We start from the raw sequence: 1733 nt of genomic DNA on the forward strand, positions 1-1733 counted from the left end.
ATATGAACCAATAATGACCCGTGACGAGATGCGTCATGCTGTCTTCGAATACATTGAAGTTGATTACAATCGAACAAGAAGGCATAGTGCAATTGGGTATCAAAGCCCACTAAATTATGAACAGAAAAAAGTCGCTTAATTGAGTGTCCAGTTTTAGTACGGGGTATCATTTTGTCTAATTTCTATACCATGAGTATACCAAATACCTAGCATAAATAAGAAGATGTTAATGGTTAGCAAAGCTGCTTCATTAGCACCAGATTTATCTACATTTACTTTCTCTGGCAGGCCATGCTTACCAATGATTTTCTTAAAAAATTTACGAGCTGCTTCCTCGTCTCTTTTATCTGAAACCATAAACTCCAAAGTGTCACCATATTTGTCTATAGCTCTGTATAAATAAACATCTTTACCTTTGTGCTTCAAATAGGTCTCATCCATCTTCCAATTAACATAGCTGCCATATTTTCTAAACTTTTTGCTGAACGTAGCTTCTAGCTCTTTAGCGTATTTTATAACCCAACGATTGATTGTACTATGATCTACACTAACTCCACGCTCTTTCATTAACTCTTCTACATGCCTATAGCTAAGTCGATATGATAAATATCAACGTAAGGCTTGAAGAATGAAAAGTTTACTAAAATGTCTTCCTGTAAAATCTAACATACAAAATCTTGAATTTATTTATGATAATATAATACTACAAATTTACACGATTGTCAGTTTGCGACAGAACCAGTATTATACCTTATGAAATTCAAATTACACCAAAGTCTTCTATTTCGTAGTTTGGGCAAGATTGCGCGCTAGAAGCAGTATACTAAAGATCCTGCCTAAGCATATAGATACAGATACTGCAATCAAACTTTCGATATTCAGTCCTAAAATTAGAATATATAAACATATCACAACTATTATTACCTCTAATATAGATATTATCGTAAAAAAATTAGTTTTATTGTTATGGATTAATCGTCCTCTGTACCAGATAATAAAAAATGTTAACAAAGGATAAAACATCATAATCTTAAATACAGTTAAAATTATTTTCGTTGAATACGCTGTCAAATTATTTATAATCTCAAAATAAAACACACCTAAATTGCTATATGAAAATATAAAAAGGAATATAGCAGAAATAACACCCGTTAAGATTAGTATATGTTTTGCTGACTGAAGGTTAGAGTTGTTTATTGTTAGTGTGGTTACAATTGTTGATACCCCGCACTAAAACTGGACACTCAATTAAGCGATTTTTTGCTGTTCATAATGCAGTGGGCTTTGATACCCAATTGCACTATGCCTTCTTGTTCGATTGTAATCAACTTCAATATATTCGAAGACAGCATGACGCATCTCGTCACGGGTCATTATTGGTTCATATTGAATAGCTTCAACTTTGAAAGAATGGAAGAAACTCTCAGCAACAGCGTTGTCCCAACAGTTTCCTTTTCGGCTCATGCTCAAGAGTAAATGATGCTCTTCAGCTAAGTCTCGATAAGCATGAGAACAATACTGGCCCCCTATCACTATGAATCATTACACCTTTAGGCAAGCCTATGCGAAACAATGCCATTGTCAATGCATCCGTTACCAGTTGTGCCTTCATGTGTGTATCCATAGCAGGGCGGGATCGCACTTTGTTAACAAAGATTGAATCTGCTGAATTACTGTGATCTAATCGCACCTCACTTTCTGAGAGGTAACCCAATGACCCTGATCGAACACCT

1 protein-coding gene and 2 pseudogenes are annotated in these 1733 nt (G+C 34.9%); 1 reads left to right on the plus strand and 2 read right to left on the minus strand.

Annotated features, from left to right (window positions below):
• Positions 1 to 139: IS3 family transposase (locus L2764_RS27060; RefSeq protein ID WP_248943429.1), on the plus strand; the 139-nt coding region annotated here is incomplete at its 5' end.
• Between the two features lie 14 nt (positions 140 to 153).
• Here L2764_RS27060 and L2764_RS27065 read toward each other — a convergent pair.
• Positions 154 to 597, minus strand: a pseudogene (locus L2764_RS27065) (IS6 family transposase); the annotation flags it as partial.
• A gap of 651 nt (positions 598 to 1248) precedes the next feature.
• Positions 1249 to 1627 (minus strand): annotated as a pseudogene (locus L2764_RS27070) (IS3 family transposase); the annotation flags it as partial.
• Between the last annotated feature and the right edge of the window lie 106 nt (positions 1628 to 1733).

This window comes from Shewanella surugensis, assembly GCF_023284005.1.
Taxonomy (GTDB): Bacteria; Pseudomonadota; Gammaproteobacteria; order Enterobacterales; family Shewanellaceae; genus Shewanella; species Shewanella surugensis.